The organism is Chitinophaga sp. 10T418 (assembly GCF_056394125.1).
In genome coordinates, this window is record NZ_JBFTHG010000012.1 from 120,299 (window position 1) to 142,109 (window position 21,811).

19 protein-coding genes are annotated in these 21,811 nt (G+C 45.4%); 10 read left to right on the forward strand and 9 right to left on the reverse strand.

What is annotated here, in order from left to right:
- Positions 1-41: 41 nt before the first annotated feature.
- On the reverse strand, positions 42-1,484 hold the full coding sequence (locus AC1DCV_RS28550; protein ID WP_477026381.1) for a sodium:solute symporter: 1,443 nt from the start codon (positions 1,482-1,484) through the stop codon (positions 42-44).
- Between the two features lie 157 nt (positions 1,485-1,641).
- On the opposite strand from AC1DCV_RS28550, the gene AC1DCV_RS28555 reads away from it, so the two are divergent.
- The 3 genes from AC1DCV_RS28555 to AC1DCV_RS28565 all read left to right on the forward strand — a co-directional run bounded on the left by AC1DCV_RS28555 (position 1,642) and on the right by AC1DCV_RS28565 (position 4,811).
- The gene (locus AC1DCV_RS28555; RefSeq protein ID WP_477026382.1) at positions 1,642-3,060 is read left to right on the forward strand and encodes an MFS transporter; all 1,419 of its coding nucleotides are present in this window, start codon (positions 1,642-1,644) and stop codon (positions 3,058-3,060) included.
- A 2-nt stretch (positions 3,061-3,062) separates the two neighbouring features.
- Positions 3,063-3,635: a Crp/Fnr family transcriptional regulator gene (locus AC1DCV_RS28560; RefSeq protein WP_477026383.1), complete on the forward strand. Its 573-nt coding sequence runs from the start codon at positions 3,063-3,065 to the stop codon at positions 3,633-3,635.
- 243 nt (positions 3,636-3,878) lie between these two features.
- The gene (locus tag AC1DCV_RS28565; protein WP_477026384.1) at positions 3,879-4,811 is read left to right on the forward strand and encodes a bifunctional helix-turn-helix transcriptional regulator/GNAT family N-acetyltransferase; all 933 of its coding nucleotides are present in this window, start codon (positions 3,879-3,881) and stop codon (positions 4,809-4,811) included.
- On the opposite strand, the gene AC1DCV_RS28570 is transcribed toward AC1DCV_RS28565, so the two are convergent.
- Entirely contained in the window at positions 4,808-5,266 is a 459-nt protein-coding gene (locus AC1DCV_RS28570) for a DinB family protein (RefSeq protein WP_477026385.1), read from the reverse strand. The two genes, AC1DCV_RS28565 and AC1DCV_RS28570, sit on opposite strands and share 4 nt — an antisense overlap.
- 209 nt (positions 5,267-5,475) lie before the next feature.
- Here AC1DCV_RS28570 and AC1DCV_RS28575 point away from each other — a divergent pair, with 209 nt between their 5' ends.
- The 5 genes from AC1DCV_RS28575 (at position 5,476) to AC1DCV_RS28595 (ending at position 14,534) form a co-directional block, all read left to right on the forward strand.
- Positions 5,476-7,113 carry an acyl-CoA carboxylase subunit beta gene (locus AC1DCV_RS28575; protein WP_477026386.1) on the forward strand — a complete coding sequence of 546 codons (1,638 nt, stop codon included), beginning with the start codon at positions 5,476-5,478 and terminating at the stop codon, positions 7,111-7,113.
- 145 nt (positions 7,114-7,258) lie between these two features.
- On the forward strand, positions 7,259-7,720 hold the full coding sequence (gene rnhA / locus AC1DCV_RS28580; protein WP_477026387.1) for a ribonuclease HI: 462 nt from the start codon (positions 7,259-7,261) through the stop codon (positions 7,718-7,720).
- A 70-nt stretch (positions 7,721-7,790) separates the two neighbouring features.
- Positions 7,791-9,506, forward strand: a complete 1,716-nt coding sequence (gene aspT, locus AC1DCV_RS28585; RefSeq protein ID WP_477026388.1) for an aspartate-alanine antiporter — start codon at positions 7,791-7,793, stop codon at positions 9,504-9,506.
- Positions 9,507-9,945: 439 nt separating this feature from the next.
- Complete coding sequence (locus AC1DCV_RS28590) at positions 9,946-13,032, forward strand: SusC/RagA family TonB-linked outer membrane protein (protein ID WP_477026389.1); 3,087 nt, start codon at positions 9,946-9,948, stop codon at positions 13,030-13,032.
- An 11-nt stretch (positions 13,033-13,043) separates the two neighbouring features.
- The gene (locus tag AC1DCV_RS28595) at positions 13,044-14,534 is read left to right on the forward strand and encodes a RagB/SusD family nutrient uptake outer membrane protein (protein ID WP_477026390.1); all 1,491 of its coding nucleotides are present in this window, start codon (positions 13,044-13,046) and stop codon (positions 14,532-14,534) included.
- A gap of 96 nt (positions 14,535-14,630) precedes the next feature.
- Here AC1DCV_RS28595 and AC1DCV_RS28600 read toward each other — a convergent pair whose 3' ends face one another.
- Positions 14,631-15,194 carry a methyltransferase family protein gene (locus tag AC1DCV_RS28600; protein ID WP_477026391.1) on the reverse strand — a complete coding sequence of 188 codons (564 nt, stop codon included), beginning with the start codon at positions 15,192-15,194 and terminating at the stop codon, positions 14,631-14,633.
- A 98-nt stretch (positions 15,195-15,292) separates the two neighbouring features.
- Here AC1DCV_RS28600 and trxA point away from each other — a divergent pair, with 98 nt between their 5' ends.
- Positions 15,293-15,592: a thioredoxin gene (trxA, locus tag AC1DCV_RS28605; protein ID WP_477026392.1), complete on the forward strand. Its 300-nt coding sequence runs from the start codon at positions 15,293-15,295 to the stop codon at positions 15,590-15,592.
- A gap of 112 nt (positions 15,593-15,704) precedes the next feature.
- On the opposite strand, the gene AC1DCV_RS28610 is transcribed toward trxA, so the two are convergent.
- The 4 genes from AC1DCV_RS28610 to fbaA form a co-directional block, all read right to left on the reverse strand.
- On the reverse strand, positions 15,705-16,856 hold the full coding sequence (locus tag AC1DCV_RS28610) for a hypothetical protein (protein ID WP_477026393.1): 1,152 nt from the start codon (positions 16,854-16,856) through the stop codon (positions 15,705-15,707).
- A gap of 50 nt (positions 16,857-16,906) precedes the next feature.
- Complete coding sequence (smpB, locus tag AC1DCV_RS28615) at positions 16,907-17,344, reverse strand: SsrA-binding protein SmpB (protein ID WP_331966655.1); 438 nt, start codon at positions 17,342-17,344, stop codon at positions 16,907-16,909.
- Between the two features lie 96 nt (positions 17,345-17,440).
- The gene (accD, locus tag AC1DCV_RS28620; protein WP_441576990.1) at positions 17,441-18,289 is read right to left on the reverse strand and encodes an acetyl-CoA carboxylase, carboxyltransferase subunit beta; all 849 of its coding nucleotides are present in this window, start codon (positions 18,287-18,289) and stop codon (positions 17,441-17,443) included.
- Between the two features lie 195 nt (positions 18,290-18,484).
- Positions 18,485-19,552, reverse strand: coding sequence for a class II fructose-bisphosphate aldolase (gene fbaA, locus AC1DCV_RS28625; protein ID WP_441576991.1), 1,068 nt, complete (start codon positions 19,550-19,552; stop codon positions 18,485-18,487).
- Between the two features lie 136 nt (positions 19,553-19,688).
- On the opposite strand from fbaA, the gene AC1DCV_RS28630 reads away from it, so the two are divergent.
- On the forward strand, positions 19,689-20,501 hold the full coding sequence (locus AC1DCV_RS28630; protein ID WP_477026394.1) for an alpha/beta fold hydrolase: 813 nt from the start codon (positions 19,689-19,691) through the stop codon (positions 20,499-20,501).
- Here AC1DCV_RS28630 and AC1DCV_RS28635 read toward each other — a convergent pair.
- Positions 20,498-20,935, reverse strand: coding sequence for a QcrA and Rieske domain-containing protein (locus tag AC1DCV_RS28635; RefSeq protein WP_441576993.1), 438 nt, complete (start codon positions 20,933-20,935; stop codon positions 20,498-20,500). The genes AC1DCV_RS28630 and AC1DCV_RS28635 overlap by 4 nt on opposite strands.
- A gap of 60 nt (positions 20,936-20,995) precedes the next feature.
- Positions 20,996-21,769: a helical backbone metal receptor gene (locus tag AC1DCV_RS28640; protein WP_477026395.1), complete on the reverse strand. Its 774-nt coding sequence runs from the start codon at positions 21,767-21,769 to the stop codon at positions 20,996-20,998.
- Positions 21,770-21,811 lie beyond the last annotated feature (42 nt).

Here is a 21,811-nt window from a genome sequence, read left to right on the forward strand (position 1 = left end):
CTGCTGCTATGCTGTTGAAGGCATAGCAGCAGTACCTGAAATTATGCTTTACGGGAAATGAGTAACAATCCCAGGTAGGTAAATAATCCGTTAATAATCAGTAATTCCAATCCTATCTGGAAGCTGCCGAAGAGGGCAGACTGATTAAGATCAACCACCAGGCAGAGCAGGGGAGCGGCCACACATACTATCGGTACCAGCATATCGTTTACCTGGCGTTTCGTTAAAATACCAAAGGCAAATAACCCCAGCAACGGACCATAAGTGTAGGTGGCTACTTTAAGAATCACACCTATCATACTCTGGTTATTCACCCATTCAAATATCATCACAAACAGGAGGAAAATAAATGCCATCATCAGGTGTATACGCTGACGGTATTTTTTCTTCTGTTCTTCTGTCCAGTCGGTTCTCGTTTGCATGTTCAGGATGTCAATGCAAAGAGAGGAGGTCAGCGCCGTCATAGCACCATCGGCACTGGGGAACAGCGCGGAGATCAGTGCAATGATAAAGATAACGGAGATCACGGGCGGCATATGATGCAATGCCAGTTCCGGGAATAATTTATCTCCCGTAACAGTTACCTGCTGCTGGGCGCCATATAAGTGAAGCAAACCACCCAGGAAAAGAAACAGCCCAATTACGATCACCATAATAAAGGCCAGCGATACCATATTTTTTTTCGAATCTTTTAATGTTTTTACAGAGATGTTTTTCTGCATCATCTCCTGATCCAAACCGGTCATGGTAATGGTGATGAAGGCACCCGCCACAATCTGTTTAAGGAAAAAGAGTTTGCTGTCCGGATCTGTATTGAAGATGGTGGTCAGCCCTCTTTCGTGCATGGCGGTGAAACTTTCTCCCAGGTTCAGGTGCATGGTCTGCAGCATAAATCCTACACAAATCACCAGTCCTGCCAGCATACAGGTAGTTTGTAAAGTGTCTGTGTACACAATGGTTTTAACACCACCTTCATAGGTGTACAGCAATATCATAAACAAGATGATCAGTGTGGTAACCCAGAAGGGAACACCGAAGCTGGAAAGAATAGCATCCTGTAATATTCTTACTACGAGGTACAACCTGGCGGTAGCTCCCAGGGTGCGGGAAAGAATAAAGAAGGAAGCACCTGTTTTATAAGAACGGTTGCCAAAACGACTATCCAGGTAGTTATAGATAGAGGTGAGCTTTAGCCGGTAATACAATGGTATCAATACATAGGCGATGGTGATATACCCTATGAAATATCCGAGAGTGATCTGCATGTAAGAGAAGGCATCTTTTCCTACGGCTCCCGGTACGCTTACAAACGTAACCCCGCTGAGGGAAGTTCCTATCATGCCAAAGGCAACCAGCATCCAGTTACTGTTACGGTTACCGATAAAAAAGGAGTCATTGTTGGAATTACGACCCGTGTACCATGCTACTACTAAGAGAATTACAAAGTAGGCAACGACGAATGAGAATAATAAACCTGGCGACATAAATCAAATTTGATCAAGATACTACTTTCCTGCAAAGAGGCAAAGATAATGATCTTCCTGTCTTCCGGCGGGAAGGGAATGCGTCCCTCATTTATTGACATGGATCAATTTTCAGGGAAGCGGATAAAGTCATCTTTGCGGCATCAAAAAATACGATATGTCTGTTTTAACAATGAATGCTCCGCCAGTGGCGGATTCGCCTCAACCCCATCAATGGCCGGTGAAGGCGGCAGTGATAGGAATTTCACTGATCCTGTTTATGGTAAACCTGGATACAAGTATTGTCATCGTTGGATTACCGGTATTGATGAAACAATTGCAGGCTTCTTTTGCGGCGGCACAATGGGTGGTGCTTAGTTATATGCTCCTGCTTACTGCACTGATTGCTGGTGCCGGTCGTTTGGGAGATATCTTTGGTAAAAAGAAATTATACCTGTTTGGTATCGGCTTGTTTACCCTCGCTTCCCTTGGCTGTGGCCTGGCTCCGGGTATCGGTACGCTGATCGTTTTCCGGGGCTTGCAGGGCGTTGGCGCCGCTTTTTGTTTATCACTCAGCTTTGCTATTGCGGGCGACCTGGTACCTAAAAAACAATTGGGCAAAACAATGGGATGGCTTACAATGATGGTGCCACTGGGTATTGCTTCCGGCCCTACCTGTGGCGGCATCCTGGTATCTATGCTGGGCTGGCAATCTATGTTTCTTGTAAATATTCCGCTGGGCATACTGGCATATGCGCTGGTGCGCCGCTACGTACCTGTGGTGACCAAAGCGGGAGCGCAGCAAACCGACTGGACAGGGATGCTGATCCTGGCAGGGGTACTGCTTTGCTATTGCATGGGCATGACCATGATGGAAGATCAGGGGCTGTTAAGCCGGCCGGTACTGATTTTGCTGGCGGGTTTTGCTGGTGGCAGCGTACTCTTTGTACGCTACGAAAAAAAGGTCAGCCAGCCATTTCTGAACATGCAACTGTTTCGTAATCCCTTGTTGAGCGCAAGTCTTATTGCTGCATGGCTGGTGTATACCGTGATCATGGCAACCGTGGTACTATTACCGTTTTACCTTACAAATGAAGGGCATTACACCCCATTACAAACAGGGCTGCTGATGTCATTTGGTCCACTGGTGACCGCGGTGCTAAGCGTGTTTGCAGGTAAGGCGGCCGATAAATTTCATGCCCGGAAAGTAATGCTGGCAGGGGTACTCATCATGGTGGCTGGTTGCCTGGCGATGAGCAGTCTTACGCCTGAACAGGGTATCTTTGGCTTTTTATGGCGCATCGGGCTGATTCAGGTAGGACTTACTTTCTTCCAAACGCCCAACAATACCGCGGTGATGGAGCTGGCAACATCTGAACAGCGGGGACTGATGAGTGGGTTGCTATCATTGTCGCGCACTACCGGTCATATAACGGGAACGGCTGTACTGGGAGCTGTATTTGCTTTGCTCATCCGGCAGGGAACTATTACGCACGCTATCTCCGTAGTATTCCTGGTGGCAACTATCCTGGTAGCGATCGCCGCATTATTAATATATTTGGTGCTGAGAAAGCAGGCACACCGTAATAACATGTAAGTATGTACGAACAGCTCACCACCTACATCCTCAGCAAAGTAAATGTAACAGATGCGCAACTCAGTGTCATACTCTCTCATTTCAAACCGCTGAAAACGGTCCGCAATCAGCTGTTGCTGGCGGAAGGAGAGGTGGCTAAAAATATCTTTTTTGTTGGAAGCGGTTGTGTAAGGGTTTATTTTTTAGATGAAAACGGACAGGAAGCTACCCGCTATCTCGCGTTTGAGAATAATTTTGTCAGCGGATTAATGAGTTTTATTGGTCAACAGCCTTCTCATGAATTCATCCAGGCAGTGCTGCCGGGTCAACTGCTGGCCATCTCCCGTAACGACTTTTATTACCTGCTGGATACCATACCAGGCTGGGAGAAATTTTATCGTCACTATCTTGAAAATGCTTACGTGGTAAACACCGGGAGATTGATGAGCTTTATCACCCAGAGCGCCGGAGAAAGATATCAGCAGCTACTGCATAAAAATCCGCATATCGTACAAAGGCTCCCCAATAAGTTAGTGGCCTCATACCTGAATATTTCCCAGGAAACACTCAGTCGCCTGAAATCAAAACGGCCGTAGCCTGGCTCCGGTGATACCGGATGGAGGATATTTCAATAACCGGTTTGGCTGGTGCACTTATTCCGGTTGGAGCATCCTAACGAATGTTTTGCATGCTACAACTCACCTTATAACAGATCGTCTATGGAATAAAATATCACCGGAACGGGCAAATGATGGGCATTAAAAAATATTTGACAAAGGCAAATAATAAATTTGCTTTTGTCAAGTATTTATTTACTTTTGTCTGGAAAACAATCACCTATGGCCAACGAATCATCCGTAGTCAGCGACATCCGAAGCTTTAACCGCTTTTACACCGGCATGATCGGATTGCTCAATCAACATATCCTGGAAAGTAACTTATCCCTCTCTGAGGTAAGGGTGATTTATGAAATCGGGCAGCTCAATAAATGCACTGCAGGGGAGTTAATTAATATTTTAAAGATCGATGGTGGTTACCTCAGCCGCATGCTGAAGAAGTTCGAAAAGAACGGTTGGCTGAACAGACAGCAGTCTACCGCCGACGGCCGTACGTTTTTTCTGCACCTCAGCGCTGCCGGTAAAAAACTGCTGGCAGGACTGGAAGAAAAGTCTACCGGAGAAATTCAGCACCTGATAGCTCCTCTGGCTGAAAAGCAACAGCTACAGGTATCCGGCGCCATGAAAACGATACAACAGGTGTTGTCTGCCGGGGAAGGAGCAACCGTTTCGGATATCCATATCCGTTATAACCTCCAGCCAGGGGATGTGGGCTACCTCATTTACCTGCATGGACAGCTTTATGCGAAAGAATCGGGGTACAACCTGGAGTTCGAAGCATATGTATGTAAAACATTCTACGAATTTTTACCTACCTATAATCCCGCCAAGGATCGCATCTTCCTGGCGATAGCAGATAATCAGATCGTGGGATCTGTAGCTATCCTGGGCTCTTCCAGGCACCTGGCACAGCTTCGCTGGTTCCTGATACACCCGGACTACAGGGGCAGGGGATTGGGTAAAAAATTATTGCAGGAAGCCATTGTCTTTTGCAGGGAGAAAGATTACCAGAAAGTATACCTGATGACAACCAGTATGCAGGAAACGGCGATTGCACTTTATAAAAATGCAGGCTTCCGCAAAACAGGCGAAAAATACCTGCAGCTGTGGGGCCAACAGCTGTATGAACAGCGCTATGATATGGATTTGTTTTAAGCGTATTTGTGTAACAATACAATTTGCCCCAGGTGATAGGCATCATGTTCTGCCAGTCCCTGCAGGTAATAAATAGCGATGTGTTCTGTACCGGGAAAAGTATCGAACAATTCCTTCTCCGGAAATTTACGGATCGTGGCGGCTATCTGCTCAAAAGAATGCGCCAGCCGGTGTATGGTGGCCTGCCAGTTTTCTTCTCCATGATTTTCTGGCATATAAAAATCCGGCAGATCTCCGTCCTGCTCGGGGGCTTCGTTATGCATAAAACGTTGCGCACGCTGATGCCAGAATATGATATGGTTGACAATCTCCCAGATATTATTTGATTCTCCAAACGTCTTTACTGCCTGTCGCGCATCAATGCGGGATAAATGCGGGGAAAAGGTAACATCAATCCAGGGTTGTCCATTGTAAAGGTTTTCCAGTGAAGCGGCTAAATGTTCCGTTAACGACATACGATCGGATTTTATTTTTTAAAAGATATCCTTGTCTCTTTTAAACGGGTACTTACATAACCGGTGTACGGCTGTATAAATGAGAATATAACCCCTTTAATCATAATAATCATCTAAATGTGGGTAAGACAAAGGCCGGTAGCCATGTCGTAATTCGAATTTACTGAATTCTTTCCCTTATTTTTAAAGAATATAAAAAAACCATCGTTATGGATCAGCAGCAACTGGAGAACAACAAAAATGAAGATGCTATGCGGATGGCAATCAGCACCATGAAACAACGCCTCGGAGTAATAGAACAGGGCGGCGGAAAGAAAAGTCTGGAGAAAGTACGGCAGCGCGGCAAGCTGACTGCCCGTGAACGTATTCATTATTTAATAGACAGGGATTCTGCGTTTACAGAGATAGGTGCTTTTGCAGCTTACGATATGTACGCAGAATATGGAGGATGTCCTGCAGCAGGCACTGTAGGCGGGATAGGCTACGTAAGTGGCCGGCAGTGCATGATTGTAGCGAATGATATGACGGTGAAAGCAGGTGCCTGGTTCCCGATGACCGGAAAAAAGAATCTTCGCCTGCAGGAAATTGCCATGGAAAACAGGCTTCCGGTGATCTACCTGGTAGATAGTGCTGGTGTATTTCTGCCCATGCAGGACGAAATATTTCCGGATAAAGAACATTTCGGACGCATCTTCCGCAACAATGCAAGGATGAGTGCCATGGGTATTACGCAGATTGCAGCGGTCATGGGCAGCTGTGTTGCTGGTGGAGCGTATCTGCCTATTATGAGCGATGAAGTATTGATGGTAGAAGGCAACGGTTCCATTTTTCTCGCAGGCCCCTACCTGGTAAAAGCAGCGATAGGCGAAGACGTAGATGCGGAAACGTTAGGCGGCGCCGTTACACATACAGAAATTTCAGGTATTGCCGACTACAAATTTAAAACAGATGAAGAGTGCCTCGACCAGGTGAAGTGTATTGTAAGTAAGCTGGGACATCAGCCTACCGCGGGATTTGATAGGATTGAACCGCAGATGCCGCTGAAATCAGGAGAAGACCTGGACAGCGTATTGCCGGTAGACAGCTCCCGTCCTTACGATATGCTGGAAGTAATTGAACGCCTGGTAGATGGATCTGCTTTTGATCAGTACAAACAGGATTATGGCAAAACCATCTTATGCGGGTATGCCCGTATTGATGGTTGGGCGGTGGGCATTGTGGCTAATCAACGCAAAATAGTAAAAAGCCGCAAAGGTGAAATGCAGATGGGCGGCGTTATCTATAACGACAGCGCCGATAAAGCTGCCCGCTTTATTATGAACTGCAACCAGAAAAAAATTCCACTGGTATTTCTGCAGGACGTTACCGGATTCATGGTCGGCAGCAGAAGTGAACACGCCGGAATTATTAAAGACGGCGCTAAATTAGTGAATGCAGTGGCCAACTCCGTGGTACCCAAAATAACCATCATCATCGGTAATTCATACGGTGCCGGCAATTACGCCATGTGTGGTAAGGCCTATGATCCCCGTTTCATCTATGCATGGCCTTCCGCTAAAATAGCGGTAATGGGAGGAGAGCAAGCCGCCAAAACATTACTACAGATCCAGGTGGCGTCTCTAAAAGCAAAAGGAGAGGTGATTACACCGGAAGAAGAAGCCCGCCTGCTGAAAGAAATTACAGATAAATATTACGCACAAACCACTCCTTATTATGCGGCATCCCGTCTTTGGGTAGATGATATCATCGATCCGGCAGATACCCGGGTACGCATAGCGGAAGGTATCAAAGCAGCTAACAACGCACCGGTAGAACAGGCATTTAATGTTGGTGTGTTTCAGGTGTAGAAAGAGCGGAAAGCTTAAAGCAGAAAGCAAAAAGCTATTGAGGCGGATACTTTAAGCGTTATTCGCTATTATCTTCGCTTCAATAGCTTTTTGCTTTCCGCTTTATGCCAATATAATCTATCTTAGCGCTTCTTTAAAAATGAACATGGCTGAACTGGTAGTATATACTGATGGTGCATCCCGCGGCAATCCTGGCCCGGGAGGATATGGTGTTGTGCTGATATGGGGAAATATCAGGAAAGAATTATCGCAGGGATATCGTAAAACTACTAACAACAGGATGGAACTCCTGGCGGTGATTGTAGCATTGGAAGCCCTGAAGAAAGAGGGCGTGGCAGTCACTATATTTACGGACAGCAAATACGTGGTAGACAGTATTGAAAAAGGCTGGCTATGGGGCTGGGTAAAAATTAATTTTAAAGACAAAAAGAATAAAGACCTCTGGTTACGTTTCATTCCCTTGTTTAAAAAACATAAAATAAAAATGCAGTGGGTGAAAGGGCATGCCAGCAATCCGTTCAATAACCGCTGTGATGAATTGGCTACACAGGCTGCTGACAGCGGCAATTGGCTGATTGATGAAGGATTTGAAAGTGGATTGATGTAGAATAAGCTCCTTCCTTCCGAACCAAGAGGTGGTCATAATTGTAGTATAAGCGCAAACTTAATACTTTATTATGCTCACCTGGTTTATTGACACACTGCAGAAATATCCTGAAATAGCGGTGATGCTTACCCTGCTTATTGGCTACCTGATCGGGAAAGCACACATCAAAGGCTTTACATTGGGTACGGTAACCGGTGTATTACTGGTGGGTATTGCCATTGGCAGTTTTCATATTAGTATTCCTTCCGAAACAAAATCTATCTTCTTCCTGTTCTTCCTGTTTTGTACAGGATATGGTATCGGCCCCCAGTTTTTTCAGGGTCTGAAAAAAGATGGATTACCTATTGCACTATTCTCCTTTATAGTATGTTGCAGCAGCCTACTCTTTTGCTGGGGTATTGCTTCTTTGCTGCACTTCGAAACCGGTACCACCGCTGGCTTGATGTCGGGTGCCAATACCTGCTCGGCTATTATAGGGGTTGCTTCCAATACCATCAATGAACTGGATCTGAATGATGACCAAAAAACAACCCTGGTCAACCAGATTCCAATCGCCTACGCAGTCACTTATATTTTTGGTACGGCCGGCACCAGCTGGTTTCTTTCTGTGATTGGTCCCTGGTTTATGTCTGGTAGCCGGGCAAAGTTAATTGAGGAAACCAAAGAGCTGGAAGCGAAGGTTTCGGAAGCCAGTGCAGAAGGAGAGGAGAATATCACCAATGCCTATGATCAGGTGGCGTTCCGGGCTTACCTCGTCAACGGAGAGCTGGCGGGAGAGGGCAGAACGGTGGGGGAGATTGAAGATATGCTGCATGACAAAAAAAGGCTGCTATACATTTTGCGGGTAAGACGAAATGGAAAACTGTTTGAAACCAGTAATGGATTTATCATTAAGCCCGGAGATATTGTTGCCATCGGTGGTCAACGCTCTGCGGCAATTGCTTCGGAATCCTTACTGGGTAAAGAGGTGGCAGATGCGGAATTACTGACTTTTCCCGTGCAGTCGGCTTCTGTGATTATCACCAATAAGGCGGCTAATAATAAACCGCTGAAGGAATTTACCCGGCATCCTGAATTTCATGGTATCAGTGTACGCAAAATAACCCGCTCCGGTATCGAAATGCCTTTGTCTGCACACACCATTGTACAAAAGGGAGATGTGGTAGAAATGGTAGGTATTCAGCAGGAACTGGACAAAGCCGTGGCGGTGTTAGGCTATAAGGAACGGGGCGGCGTGGAAACAGATATCGTCTATCTCGCAGCAGGTATCGTAGCAGGTACATTATTTGGCAGTCTCAGTGTACGCCTGGGTAATGTGCCAGTGGAACTAAGTACCAGCGGTGGTGCACTGATTGCTGGTCTCGTATTTGGCTGGGCACGTGGTATCCATCCCCGTTTTGGTTATATCCCTGCTGCCTCCCAATGGGTACTCACCAAACTGGGCTTACATGTATTCATTGCCATCGTTGGACTGAGTGCCAGTGAAGGTTTTTTAAAAGGATTGAAGGAAGAAGGGGTAACGCTTTTCCTGGCGGGTGTGGTACTAAGCCTGCTGCCAATGATAGTGGCACTGTTTCTCTCTAAATATGTATTCAAATTCCATCCGGCTATAGGCCTTGGCGCTTGTGCAGGCGCGCATGATGAATCTGCCCCCTTGCTGGCGGTGCAGGACGCCCTGAATAGTAAAGTGCCTGCGCTCGGATATACAGTGGCATATGCGGTAGCTAATATTACCCTCACTACTTCCGGTGTTATTATTGTTCTTTTAATGCACAAGGGAGGTTAACCGTTCATCATATTTTTTTCATAGAAATTTCAGTCTTGTCTTGTACATTAATTTTAATGTGTTATTTTTATTTCAACTTTTTTAACAATTCTTTTGTTTTTATCTCTTAAAGATGATAGCTTTGCGGCCCACTAGTCTATAGGAATTATAGGATAATAAATTTGGAACTGTTTTTAAAGAAAAAGCTTATGGAGAAATATACCCAACCATTTACTGTCTGCAACTATTGTTGCTGCATTAATTAAAACCAAAAGAAAATTTATCTGCTTAGCCCAGTCGCATGCAAGCAGGTTACAACGATCATTAACTGTCCCGGAACTCCGACTGTACCGGTATTAAATCAACAATGGAATTCAACGCTGTAAAGCCTGTTTAAATACAGGTGTAGCATTTTTATTGCCAGGAAAAACCAATCACTGCTCAATTCAACATTTTACTTATGTTACATCGACTACTCCTCTTACTGCTATTATTCAGTTCAACAGCAGTATGGGCACAAACACGGACCGTTACCGGACGTGTTTATGCTGCAAAAGACAATACACCTTTGCCAGGTGCTTCTGTGGTAGTGAAAGGTACCACCAGTGGTACCGTTAGTGATGCAGATGGAAATTTTAAACTGCAGATCACTGATCCTGCAGCCACTACTTTACAAATCCGGTTTATCGGTATGGAACAACAGGAAGTGCAGATCAGCAATACTCCGCTGAATATTGCACTTCGTTCTTCCGGAAAGGATTTGGGTGAAGTAGAAATAATAGTGGCTTATGGTACTGCTAAGAAGGGCTCTTATACAGGCTCTGTTGCACAGATCAAAGGCACCGAACTGGAAAACAGACAAGTGTCCAGCGTTACCAAAGCATTACAGGGCTTGGCAGCGGGTGTGCAAAGCACTTCCGCCAGCGGGCAGCCAGGTTCTGAGGCCACCATCCGTATTCGCGGAATTGGCTCCATTAATGCTTCTTCTGATCCGCTGTACGTGGTGGATGGGGTGCCTTACGGTGGTAGTCTTAGTGCTATCAACCCATCCGACATCGAGTCTATCAGCGTGTTAAAGGATGCGGCCTCCAGTGCATTGTACGGTTCCCGTGCGGCAAATGGTGTGATTATCATCACTACCAAAAAAGGCCGGGGCCAGGGTACTATAATAGATGCACGTGTTAGCCAGGGCTTCTCCAAGAGAGCCGTAAAGGATTATGAAAAAGTAAGCACCGATCAATACGTTCAAATGTACTGGGAAGCACTCCGTAATGCCGGTTTAACCAATGGTCAGTCTCCCGCAACAGCCGCCACACAGGYGAGCAGCAATCTTATCAGAAGAATTGGGATTAACCCTTACGGAACAGCATTTCCGCAACCGGTAGGCACAGACGGTAAGCTGGTGGCCGGCGCTAAAACATTGTGGGATGATAACTGGAGTGATGCGATGCAACGCACCGGACACCGTACACAAGCCGATCTGAACATCAGTGGCGCTACCGAAAAAAGCAGGTACTATATTTCCGGCGGTTATCTCAATGATCAGGGTGTTTACCTCGCCTCCGGTTTTAAAAGATATAATGTACGCAGCAATGTAGAATTAGACGCGAAGAAATGGCTGAAAGTTGGATTGAACGTGAGTGGTGCACATTCTGACCAACAGGCGCCTCCTTCAGAAGACAGCCGCACAGATAACTACGTGAATTACGGTCGCCTTATGGCCAGCTTTTATCCTATTTATCAGCGGGATAGGACTACAGGTGCTTATATATTGGACGCTAAAGGGAACAAAATATTTGACTATGGTAGTTACCGCCCCAGTGCAGCGAATACCAACAGTAACCTGGTAGGAACATCTGCAATAGATAAGCATAACTTCACCAGAGATGATGTGTCCGCACGTGTATTTGGAGAGGCGACTATCTGGAAAGGGCTGAAGTTTAAAACCAGCTACAACGCAGATTATACCGCCCAAAATCAACATGAATATACGAACCCGGTGTATGGTTTTGATGCAGAAGTAGGAGGTACCGTAGAAAAAGTGTCTACCCGTACTTTCAGCTGGACTTTCAATAACATCCTTACTTACGAGCAAACATTCAATGAAAAGCATCACCTGAACCTGTTGGCAGGACAGGAAACCTATAAATATACCAACACCTTCATGGATGGTACGCGTTCAGGTTTCTCCCTGCTGGGTCTTGATGAACTGTCTGATGCCTCTCTGATCAAAGATCTGCAGGGATACTCAGATACGTATAACCTTTACAGTTACCTGGGCCGTGCGGAATATGATTACCTGGGAAAATACTTTTTATCAGGGTCCGTTCGTTCTGACAGATCTTCCCGTTTTGCACCAGATCGCGCCTGGGGTACTTTCTGGTCTGTAGGCGCTTCCTGGAAAGTTACGGAAGAAGAGGCCCTGAAAAACAGCAGCTGGCTTAACCTGCTGACGCTTCGCGCCAGCTACGGTGCACAGGGAAATGATAATCTCGGTTCTTACTACAACTATCTTCCATTGCTGGAAGTAAACAGTAACCTGGGAGAAGGTGGTACTTATCGCAGAGTGCTTTACAATAAAAATCTGAAATGGGAAACCAATCTGAATCTGAATGTAGGCGTGGATTATTCTATGTTCGACAACCGGTTCGGTGGTACCCTGGAATTCTTCCAGCGCAAATCCAAAGACCTGTTATATCTAAAACCATTGCCACCTTCTCTGGGCTATGGATCGATCGCACAGAATATCGGCGCGCTGAAAAATACAGGTTATGAAGTGACCCTGCATGGTGTTCCGGTAAAGACAAAGGACTTTAGCTGGGTAGTGGATTTCAATGCGACCCATTATAAAAACAAGGTGACGGAATTACCGCAAAAAGAAATTATCAGCGGCACTAAAAAGCTGATGGTAGGAAGATCTATTTATGATTTCTKGCTCCGCGATTGGGCAGGTATAGATGAGAAGACCGGTTTACCATTATGGTACATTACCAATGCAGATGGAACCAAGGGTACAACTGGTACCTATAGCTCTGCAACACTGTATTATACAGGTTCCTCCCTGCCGGATGTATATGGTGGGTTCACCAATACCTTCAACTACAAAGGATTTTCGTTGTCGTTCATGGTTGCTTATAGTTTAGGTGGAAAGGTACTCGACCAGGATTACCTCTACATGTTAGGCACCGGAACCTCCGCAGGACGGTCTTTTGGTACAGAAATGCTGAACCACTGGACTCCGGAAAATACGAAGACAGATGTACCGAAGCTGACGACCATTCAAACCAACTGGACATCCGTTTCCAGTCGCTTTTTGTATGACGCGAGCTATGCCCGTTTGAAAACGTTGAACCTGAGCTATAATCTCCCTAAGTCATTGATGGAAAGAGCACATCTTAACAATGTACTCGTTTATGTACAGGGAGAAAATCTTTTCACCTTATATAATCATAAGGGCCTGGATCCTGAGCAATCCGTTGGAGGTACTACTTACTATCGCTATCCGGCTATCAAATCTTTATCTGCCGGTATTAACCTGAGCTTCTAAAAATCAAGACCATGAAAAAGAACTTTTTTATATTCATCATCGCTGCTCTTGTGCTGGGATCCTGCAGTAAGGATTTCCTGGAACCCAAGCCTACCAATGCTGTGCCAGACGATGAGGTGTTCAATACCGTAGATAATGTGGAAACTGTGATGAATGGTACCTGGTCATATATGTTTGAAGAGTTTTTTTCATATGCTGTTCCCGGCTACAAATCCATTCACCTGACCAGCGATGCCATGGGCAGTGATATTGCCGTAACACAATCATATGGTTTGAGGGACTCTTATGGTTTCACCGAAATGGTAGATAATACCAAAAACCGTGTAACCGCTTTCTGGACCATCCTCTATAAAGTGATTGATAACTGTAATAATATCATTGCGAAAATAGATAATGCTACCGGAGATGACGCTAAAAAACAGCGCATCAAAGGCCAGGCTTATGCACTGCGCGCCCACTGCTACCTGACCCTTGCTTCTTATTATCAGTTTAACAGAACCGGTACTGAAAAAGCAGTGCCCATTTACCTGGAGCCTACTACCGCTACCTCTGTGGGAAAGCCTAAATCAACCATCGGAGATGTTTATAAGCAGGTGATTGCTGACCTGGAGAAGGCGTTGCCATTGCTGAAGGATTATGAGCGCAATCCCAGCCAGAAATGGAAGATTGACCAGAATGTAGCAAATGGTTTACTGGCCAGAGCATATCTCTACAACCATCAGTGGACACAAGCTATTACCGCTTCGGTAGCCGCCCGCAGAGGTTATTCCCTGATGTCTGGTGACGACTATAATAAAGGATTCAGCGACCTGAATAACGTAGAATGGATCTGGGGACATGGTCAGACACCTAACCAGAGTAATGCGAGTTATAATTTCCATTTCCTGGATGTATCTACGCCGGCATCATACTACCAGAGCTTCATGTGCGATCCTTACTTCCAAAATTTCTTTGATAGTGCAGATGTACGTTTCCGTTTATTTGACTGGGATACATTACCTGATCAGGAAGGCTACCTGCGCTACAAGAAATTCCGTTTCCGTGATGCTACTGCACTCGTAGGCGACCTGGTGTTGATGCGTTCAGCAGAAATGTACCTGATAGAAGCAGAAGCCTATACCCGTAACGGTAATAACGGTAAAGGTGCCGAAGCGCTGAATGTACTGCGTGCTGCGCGTAATGCCACTACATACAAAGGCGGTGGTAATTTGCTGGATACTATCCTGGTAGAAAGAAGAAAAGAGCTGTGGGGAGAAGGGTTTGCACTGTCTGATATTATTCGTACAGGCGGCACCGTAGTGAGGAAGCCGTTTCTTTCCTATACAGGGGAAGACAGTATTATTAATGTACGTCGGGCAGACGGTACTTTTTTACAGGTAGCCGGTCAGGGACATCTTACCCTGAAGCAGCCAGATGGCAAAGCTTTTACGCCCTATAGCAATTATTACCTGTTTGCCATCCCGATTTCGGAAATACAGAATAATCCCAATCTCAATAACTAAAATCAAATGCCGGGATTGGACCACCGGCGATTACATAAAAAATGGGCGGTATCATATTTTGATACCGCCCATTTTAAATTATGTGATTCCTGTATTTTAATAAATCCAGGGCAGTATCCTGCTGGTATGTTTCATATAGTCTGTATACTCTTCACCAAATTGCTCGGTCAGCATCTTTTCTTCTATGTTCATCCGGTAAATAAAAACGGCCAACACAGGGATAAACACAATTGCCAATCCCAGCCAGTTATTGATAGATAATCCAAATCCGAGGAAAGACAGCAGGGAACCAGCGTAGGAGGGATGCCGCAATAAACTGTACAAACCGTCTTTCTTGATATGATGATCCTTGCGGATGGTTACCACCACGGTAAATAATCGTCCCAACTGTGCAATAGATATAAAGCGAAGCAGCATACCCAGTAGTATAACGGATAAGCCTATACGATTCATGAGCGGCCCCTGCATAATATAATAGTGTGTTTTAATAGACACCAGCACCGCGATATTTATGAACACAATGATTACGATCCAGATAAACGCCAGGCTGCCTCTGTCCTGCTTTTTTTTGTCGGCCTTATCGCCGCCGCGGAGAATACGATGTAGTAATATTTCAGAAAGAAACCAGACCAGGTAAATAATGGACGATAACGAGTTCATGATGTGACAGATATTAGAATAGTATATGCGTAATATATGCCATATTTTCTGATCTTCAAAAAGGTACGTAATTTGTATTCGCAATTAAAACGTGTGCTATGGAAAATCTGCAAGCAATATTACAATCTTCCACCCCTGTATTAATAGATTGTTTTGCTACCTGGTGTGGCCCCTGCCAGATGGTACCACCCATTCTGAAAGAGGTAAAAGACAAGCTGGGAGATCAGTTGAGGATTATTAAAATAGATATAGATAAGAACCAGCAGCTATCGGCACAATGGCAGATCAGTAGCGTACCTACCTTACTGCTTTTTCGTGATGGGAAATTGATCTGGCGTCAGAGCGGAGTAGTGCCGGCGCATCAGCTCCTGCCGATACTGAAACAGCAGCTGGTGTAGCTTTTAGCCATTAGCTTTTAGCTTTTAGCTTTTAGGAAATGCAGCGGAGATTAACATATTATCTTCTCCGCTGCATTTCCTAAAAGCTAAAAGCTAATGGCTAAAAGCTATCCTAAATTCTATTGTAGAAGGTCTGCAGATCCCTGGCCAATACGTCATAAATAGGCCGGGTAAATTCCATAAAGAGATCAGAAGGAGGGGGTGGTGGCATATCCTGTCCGCCCATGAGCCGTTTATCATCATCACTTAATGCCCTTTCGTCACCACGGAAGGTACCAAACTGATTCAGCCAGGTATAGCTTCCGGGAATGCGGTCTGTTCGCAGCAACTGCCCGTTATTGGTATTGGTAATGCGATAGTCCAGCAGTCCTTTCGATACAACCGTTTTTTTGGTTATATACAGGGTAGCCGTTACCGTTTTATAAACATTGCTTTCTTTCCCGGTGGTGTCTTTCGTAGTACCTACGATGATTTCTTTCGAAACATCGCGCTGGATGCGATCTATATAGGTTTGTCCCACTATGAAATCAAAAAAGCGCAATTCGATATATTCATCAGGACGGAGATTTCCATTGCGGGCCACACGCTCATCGTAAAACTGCACAAACTGGTTAATATTGCGTTGTTGCAGGTTTCTGACGAGATAATCCCGGAACTGGTCTGCGGAGAACTGGTAATAAGGAGAGCGCACCTCAATTTCGCTGACTACTACATTGATAACGCCCAGTTGGTAGGCTTCATCTCTTCTTTGTTTGGTGTCGCGGTAGTTGGGGATGAGCTTAAGGGCAGCGCTGAATTCTTCATATGCCTGGCGTGCACTRGCTTTATCACCCTTGTCCAGTAGTGACATGCCCCTGTCGTATCGTGTTTCTGCGGCGTTTTCCTGGGCTCCTGTAATGGCATCGCTATAGTCCTTTGGTTGTACCAGTTTAAGGGCAGCAGGGGATTTATGAATGCTGTTATAAAGGCTTTGCAACGCCCTGTATTCATTACGTACAGATTCCCATTTCAAGTCGTTGTTGGAGCGCAGGTAGGCATTCACCCGTTCTTCCCGCTGTAACTGGGCCTGTTTATAAGCATCTGGCAGCATCCGGGTAGCAGTAGCATCCTGGGGTTTACGCTGCAGCTTCTTTACGAAGGCATTAACAGCTTCGTCGTACCTGCCTTTATTATATAATTTTTCGCCTGATTTGCAGGAAAGGAAGAAGGTGTAAAGGAAAATGGCGGCTACGCTGAGTAGCTGCCTCCATAATAACTTTTTCAAGGGGATTAATTTTATAAGGATATGTTTGCCTGCTACAGCCCCGTTCCTGGCTATTTGTATTGTCTTCTGAGTTCCCTGTCTGCTTCTCTGGCTTTAATGGAGTCACGTTTATCATGCAGTTTCTTTCCTTTACCAACACCTATTTCAATTTTGGCAAGACTTTTATCTGTGATAAACATACGCAGAGGCACGATGGTGTAGCCGCGTTCTTTGATTTTATTTTCAATTTTTCTTAATTCCTTCTTGGTCAGCAGCAATTTGCGTTCACGTATGGGGTCGTGGTTGGAGGAGGTACCATGGGTGTACTCGGCAATATGCAAGCTTTTTACAAACAATTCTCCTTTGGAAAAATAGCAGAATGAATCATTGAAACTCACTTTATTGGCACGAATAGACTTAATTTCCGTTCCCAGCAATACCATCCCAGCAATATATTTATCTTCTATTGCGTACTCGAAATATGCCGATCTGTTCTTTAATTCTGCCATTTATGAAGCTGTAAGCCTTTAGCTTTTAGCTGTTAGCCGTCAGTATTCAGAGATGTTTATCTGAAATACAAAAGGGCTAACAGCTAAAGCTAACAGCTAGTTTTTAAATATGGTCAGCAAACTTGCCAACCTCGTCTTAAGTTCTTTTCTATCCATGATGAAATCCAGGAAACCGTGCTCCAGCAGGAACTCAGCGCTCTGGAAACCAGCAGGCAAGTCTTTTTTAATGGTTTCTTTAATGATCCTCGGACCTGCAAAACCAATCAGTGCACCCGGTTCAGCAATGTTCAGGTCGCCCAGCATTGCGTAGGAAGCGGTTACACCACCGGTAGTAGGATCGGTCATTAAAGAGATGTAAGGCTGTCTGGCATTGGCCAGCTGTGTAAGCTTGGCAGCCGTTTTAGCCATCTGCATCAATGAAAACGCACTTTCCATCATACGGGCACCCCCGGATTTGGAAATGATCATCAGCGGCATTTTGTTAACGATGCAATAGTCAATAGAACGGGCAATTTTTTCACCCACTACTGATCCCATAGATCCCCCGATGAAGTTGAAATCCATACAGGCTACTACCAGGTCGTTGCCTAATACCTTGCCGGCACCAACCGTCATGGCATCTTTTAGCCCCGATTTTTTCTGCGCATCTTTCAACCGGTCGCTGTAGGGCTTCAGATCTTTAAAGCCCAGGAAGTCCGTCGGGTATATATTTGGGAACAGTTCCTCGAACTGATTGTTATCAAATATGATCTCAAAATACTCTGCTGAGTTAATACGGTTGTGATAATTACACTTATCACAAACATAGAAATGCTCTTTCAGATCCTTTACAGTGGTGGTTTTTTTACAGTTAGGACACTTGTGCCACAAACCATCCGGTGCTTCTTTCTTTTCACTGGTGGTGGTAGAGATGCCTTGTTTAATTCGCTTAAACCAGCTTGACATATTTTACTATTAGATTAGAAAATAGTGGTGCAAGATACGAATTATCGTATAAAGCCAAAAACATATAGGGAAAAGCTTTTAGCTATTACCGTTTAGCCCTTAATAAACAGAACGGAGACAAAAGCGATAATTTAATATTATTCGCTCCTGTCTCCGCTTACTAATAGCTGGTAGCTAATGGCTGATAGCTATTTATTATGCGTTTCTGTTGATACAGTTCAGATCTCTGAATGCTTCTTCCAGACGCTTAACAAAGGTTTCTTCACCTTTGCGCAGCCATACGCGTGGATCATAGTATTTTTTATTTGGCTTGTCAGCACCTTCGGGGTTACCCAACTGGCCCTGCAGATAATCTTTCTTTGCTTCGTAGAAATCGTGGATACCTTCCCAGAATGCCCACTGCATATCTGTATCGATATTCATTTTGATAACGCCATAACCCAGCGCCTCTGTGATCTGGTGTTTAGGAGAACCGCTACCACCGTGGAATACATAGTATACTGGCTTAGCAGCAGTTTTGTATTTTTCCTGGATAAATTCCTGGCTGTTGTGCAGGATCACCGGACGCAGCTCTACGTTACCTGGCGTATACACGCCATGTACGTTACCGAAAGCAGCAGCAACAGTGAAACGTGGACCTACTTTAGATAAAGTTTCGTAAGCGTAAGCTACTTCTTCAGGCTGTGTGTACAGTTTAGAGTTATCTATACCGGAATTATCCACGCCGTCTTCTTCACCACCAGTTACGCCCAGCTCAATTTCGATGGACATACCCAGCTTGTTCATTCTCTCAAAATATTTATGAGAAATTTCGATGTTTTCAGCAATTGGTTCTTCAGACAGATCCAGCATGTGAGAGCTGTACAGTGGCTGACCGTGGAGCTTGAAGTATTGTTCGCCCGCATCCAGCAAACCATCAATCCATGGTAACCATTTTTTAGCGGCGTGGTCAGTATGTAATACTACCGGTACACCATAATATTTAGCTACTTCATGTACGTGCTTGGCGCCGGAGATACCACCTGCAATATTCGCCTGCAGCTTATCATTTGGCATGCCTTTACCGGCAAAAAATTGTGCACCACCGTTGGAAAACTGTATAATTACCGGTGAATTTACTTTAGCAGCTGTTTCCAGTACCGCATTCACGGAGTTAGTTCCCACAACATTCACGGCAGGCATAGCAAATCCGTTGTCTTTGGCATCGTTATACAGCGCATCCAGCTCTTCGCCGAATAATACGCCAGCTCTGTATTTTCCCATACTCTGATATGTATTTTATTTTTTAGGAAAGCAAATATAAGGAGTTAAATAGAAGATTTATAGCGAAAAGTAAGTGCTTATGTATTAAATCTACCAACAGAAAAATGTATTTTACCCGATCTCAACCCGCATCAGCATGAAATCATATCTAACCCTGTTAATATGGGCGCTTCTGCAAATACCCGCTGCTACCGTGTTTGGTGGGAATGCAAACGATTCGCTTACCTACTATACTTCTTTTGATGGTACCCGGATTCACTACGCCGCAAAAGGTACAGGGCAACCCGTATTATTGGTACATGGTTTTATTACAGATGGTGAGTCCTGGAAAAAAACGGCTTTATACGATTCGCTGGTATTACATGGCTTCAGGGTAGTTACACTCGACCTGCGGGGAAATGGCGCTTCAGATCATCCGCACGATAGTACCGCCTATCTGCAGGATGCGGAAGCTAAAGATATCATGGGCCTCGTCACTTACCTGGGGCTGAACAGCTACCAGGTGGTAGGCTATTCCCGGGGAGCTATTATAACAGCCCGTCTGCTGGTGCTCGATGCCCGCGTACGTTGTGCGGTAATGGGAGGGATGGGGACCGCCTTTACCGATCCGGCCTGGCCACGACGGCAGTTATTTTATGAAGCCCTTTCCGGAAAGGAAGTACCGGAGCTGGCCGCCATGGTAAAAAATGTACAAAAGGCCGGTCTGGATCAACGCGCCCTGGCACTGATGCAATTTGGCCAACCCGCCACTTCACCACAGGAGCTGGCCAAGGTGCAACAACCGGTATTAGTCATAGGAGGAGATAAAGACGGAGATAATGATACCGGTGGATCATTGGCAGCGATGATGCCGGCAGGTATGCATGGCACCGTGAAAGGAGATCATAATACCGTGGTGCGTACTGCTCCTTTTGCCGCATGGGTACTAAGTTTCCTGCAAACGCATTAACTAACGGTTAATGTATTGCCATCCACTTTAATAGTATACGCTGTTAATGCAGCAGTAGCAGGCCCGGTGTTTACCGCGCCGGTTGTGCTATACCGGCTGCCATGACCGCAAGGCGCATTGCATTCTATTAATTTAGTGCCGTTGTTGAAATTAGCTACGGTGCAGCCCTGATGAGTACAGGTACTGGAGAGCGCCGCAAAATTAGTTGCTGCATTACCGGCGCTGGTACGGATAATAATAACGCCATTGGATATTTTAAAATCGCCGACATTAGGAAGGTCGGACGTCAGGTTGAGTGACAGCCTGGGATTGCCGCCAGCAGGAGGAGTTGGAGTATCGGAGCCGCCACCTCCTTTGCTGCAAGCTGCCAATCCTGCGGTACAGGCCAATACGAGCGTTAATCCAATGTTGGAAACAAAATCTCTTCTTTCCATAGAAATACGTTTTAGTTGATCGATAAACTGTTTACGCAAATGGAAAGCGGAAGGTTGCCTCTAAAAGTTAAGGGAGGAAAAGTAAGCAGCAGATTCCAGTAAACGACTGCCATACCAGGAAAACATTTCCCCGTCTACCAGCTCAATACGCGCATGCGGCACAATGGCCTGCAATTCGGCCATATGCTTTTCTTTAAAAGGATAAGGTTCAGATGATAACAACAGCAGCTCACAGCCGCTGCCAGACAGCTGTTCAGCCGTAATGGAAGGATAACGAAGTTGTTCGCCAAATACATTATGCAAACCGCAGGCATTCAGCATTTCGTGGATAAATGTGTCGCCACCCGCTACCATCCAGGGATCGCGCCAGATGAGATAGGCGGTGGGAATCGGAACGGGACGCACCGGCAGTGAGGCAAAACCAGCTTTTATTTGTGTCACCAAAGTGGCTGCAGTGGATGAACAGTGGGTCACGGCGCCTATACCGGTGATCATGTCATAAGCATCCTGCAGTGTTTGTATATTGCTGACCCATACCGGGTAATCGGCCATCAATGGCTCCACATCTGTTGCCAGGTTTTCTTCTTTGTTGGCAATAATCAGATCCGGCGATAATGCCGCAATTCTGTCACGGTGTATATGTTTGGTGCCGCCGATCTGTGTTTTTTTCCGGAACCACGCAGACGGATGTACGCAGAATTTAGTAATGCCCACCACTTCATGATCGAGCCCCAGTGAATATAATAATTCAGTTTGGGAGGGCACCAGTGAAATGATTCGCTGTGGCGGGTGTTCGAGTGTTATCTGTCTGTTTAGCTGATCGGTAAAAATCATGTAAAGGTGATTATGTAAGTATTTTTTTATAGAGATGTTACC